The 2,866-nt window shown below is 63.6% G+C and carries 3 protein-coding genes; 1 reads left to right on the top strand and 2 read right to left on the bottom strand.

Going from position 1 to position 2,866, the window contains the following annotated elements:
• The first annotated feature begins 316 nt into the window (after positions 1–316).
• Positions 317–796 carry a DUF2867 domain-containing protein gene (locus EOA22_RS29595; RefSeq protein ID WP_063170405.1) on the top strand — a complete coding sequence of 160 codons (480 nt, stop codon included), beginning with the start codon at positions 317–319 and terminating at the stop codon, positions 794–796.
• 10 nt (positions 797–806) lie between these two features.
• Here EOA22_RS29595 and EOA22_RS29590 read toward each other — a convergent pair whose 3' ends face one another.
• The gene (locus EOA22_RS29590; RefSeq protein WP_063169536.1) at positions 807–1,877 is read right to left on the bottom strand and encodes a TraB/GumN family protein; all 1,071 of its coding nucleotides are present in this window, start codon (positions 1,875–1,877) and stop codon (positions 807–809) included.
• Positions 1,878–2,107: 230 nt separating this feature from the next.
• On the bottom strand, positions 2,108–2,866 hold a 759-nt coding region (locus EOA22_RS29585), incomplete at its 5' end, for a tyrosine recombinase XerC (RefSeq protein ID WP_164755985.1).

Raw genomic sequence — 2,866 nt, 5'->3', positions numbered from 1 at the left:
GGCAAAACCGCCAGAATAACGACGACCAGTGCAATCAGCCAACCGCTACCACCGCCGCCGCCACTTGGCCTTGGTGCGTTGGTGGACGAATTGAACGGGTCGTTTGGATTCGGTGTGTTCGCCATAAAAGTGTCCTCCGTGGATGAAAAATATCAATCAACACCATACAACGCGCAATCATTGAACTGGTTTCACGCTAGGGTTGGAAAACGCCAAAAACAAGGACAATCCTGCCCTTCCGCAGCCGGAGTGGCGTCGTTTCGCCACGCAGCGCGCCAAGTTTGCGTCTGTTAAGGTCGAATCAGAGGGTTTTGCCGTGACGAATCCGTCAGCTCAGCTTGTCCCGAATCACTGCGATGCTCTCGCCAGAGCCCAGTTCGCAGACCGCTATGTGCTGGTCACTGAAGGCCTTTCCTTAACCGCATTCGGCGCGGCCGAACGCGCTCTGGGGCGAACGCCGCCCTGGGTCGGCAGGCTCATGGCGCTGCGCAATCTTGCCGTCAGGCCGTTCCGGCTGAAGACGGGCTTGGAAACTGCGGTGTTGCCGTCGGGCCGGATCGGGATATTTCCGCTCATCAGCCAGTTTCCCGGCAAGGTTGTGCTTGGCCTCGACGACCGACATCTCGATTTCCGTGTTCTGGTCGAAGTCAGGGATCTTGGCAGCGGCCGGCAAGAGGTGGCCGCGACGACGATCGTCAAGACGCACAATTGGCTCGGGCGCGCCTATCTCGCGATCATCATGCCGTTTCACCGGATGGTCGTCCCGGCGATGCTGGCCCAGATCCTGGCGAAGTAAGCTGAAGTCACTAAAGTCCGACAGGCGTGACGGTGTAACCGGCCTTGCGGAAATCCTCGACCAGGCCTTCGGGGCCGGGAAGGTGGAGGGCGCCGACCGCCATGAAGACGTTGCCCCTGGCAAGGATCGGTTCGGCATGCTCGACCATCACCTTGTTGCGGCTGGTGATCATGGTTTCCTCGAACGCCGCATAGCCCGCGGGGTCGTCCGTGCCCTCCGGCATGGCCACGCGAAACAGCGGCCAGAACATTCCGGTGTCGCCGCGCTGGTAGAGCACGATCATGGTTTCGTTGATGTCGTTGATCTTATCGCCGAGCTTCAGCGTGTCGACGAGGCCCTTCATGTGAAACGCCAGCGGCAGCGAGGCCATGGCGCGCAGCTGGCTTTCAGCCGTCTCCAATCCTTCCACCGGCTTGCCGGAAGCCTTCGCACCTTGCGCCAGTCTGACATCGAGCACCGGGGCGCCGCCTGACTGGCGGGCCAGCTCGCAGGCCGGCAGTGCCATCATGGCCGAGAGCATCCACGGCTTCATCTTGGCAACCGTTGCCGGAGGAATGCCGCGTGCGTCGAGCGCGGCGTTCATGGCCGCCGCATCGTCGGGCGACAGCAGCGACGCCAGCGTCGTCGAATCAGTGAACATCATCAGGTCCGGCTCTTTGAGCATCGCGACCATCATCTTCTGCTTGTCGAGCACGTCCGTGGTTTCGATGATGATGGTGCCGGCGGCGTCATAGGCTTTCTGCGCTTCGGGAGGCAGCGTGGTGACGCGCGGGTCGGTCATATGCATGGTGCCGAACAGGAAGGACGGCTTCTCGCCGGGCTTTTCCAGCTTCCATAACAGGCCCTTGCCGTTCGGCGTCGCGGCGGCTTCCGCTTCGATCTTGCGGTAGCTCGCCGGATCGTTCTTCTGCAGGGCCGACAGCATGTCGGCACCGGTGCAGGTCGGGACTTCGGCATGCGCCTTGCCGGCCGCGAACAGCAGCACGGCGAGGAACGACAGGAAGAACAGAACATTGAGCGCGACGAGCAGCTTCAGCGACACGGAAGCAGCACGGTCGGCGATGGCTATGACGCGTTTCATGAGCCTCTTCTAGGACTGAAAAGCGGCAAAACGGTTAACCTGTGCTGAGAAATTGTCTTGGACTGGCTATCGCGCTCAACTGACGTCGATGGGGCTCATGCTTCAACGATTAGCGGAAACGCCCATTTCTTCGTCATCCCAGGGTCTCCGCGACGGAGCTTCGCTCCTGCTTCGCCCAGGGATGACGACGTTGGGGAGGCTTTCGGCCAAATGGTGAACGTTACTGGCGTTCACGCCCTGGGATGCGCCTGCTCATAAATCTCGAGCAGCCTCGCGGTGTCGACGCCGGTGTAGATTTGCGTCGTCGACAGGCTGGCGTGGCCGAGCAGTTCCTGGATGGTGCGCAAATCACCGCCGCGGCCGAGCAGATGCGTGGCGAAGGAATGGCGCAGTGCATGCGGCGTCGCGGTATCGGGCAGGTTGAGCGCCGAGCGCAGCTTGGCCATGTCGCGCTGGACGATGGCCGGGTTGAGCGGGCCGCCGCGGGCGCCGCGAAACAACAGGCCCTTGGGGTCGAGATGGTAGGGGCAGAGCCGGCGATATTCGGCGATTGCCCTGAGCGCCACCGGCAGCACCGGCACCAGGCGCGTCTTGCCGCCCTTGCCGGCAACGCGCAGCACCGTGTCGGCCGCCGACGCCAGATCGGCGCCGGTCAGGCCGAGCGCCTCGGAAATGCGCAGGCCAGAGCCGTAGAGCAGCGTCAGCACGGCGGCGTTGCGGGCTGCGATCCAGGGTTCCTCCGCCAGTTGGCCTTCGATGGAAACGATATGCTTGGCATCGCTCGCCGTCAGCGGCTTGGGCAGCGATTTGGGCTGGCGCGGCGCGCGCAGTGCCGCCGCACCGGCCGCATTGGCGAGGCCGCGCCGCTCGAGGAAACGCAGCAGCGAACGAATGCCGGCGAGACCCCGGCCCAGCGTGCGGGCGCCGGCGCCGGCATTGCGGCGGGCGGCAAGGAAGCCGCGCAAATCCGCCGGGCGCAGATCGGCGAT

Source organism: Mesorhizobium sp. M7A.F.Ca.US.014.04.1.1, assembly GCF_003998745.1.
Classification (GTDB): Bacteria; Pseudomonadota; Alphaproteobacteria; order Rhizobiales; family Rhizobiaceae; genus Mesorhizobium; species Mesorhizobium ciceri.
The sequence above is the reverse complement of the archived record's forward strand: the minus strand, read 5'-3'. Positions and strand labels throughout refer to the sequence as shown.

Bases quoted from the DNA above. Each gene is read 5' to 3' on its own strand.
- EOA22_RS29590 (WP_063169536.1), bottom strand. From the start codon at position 1,877: ATGAAACGCGTCATAGCCATCGCCGACCGTGCTGCTTCCGTGTCGCTG.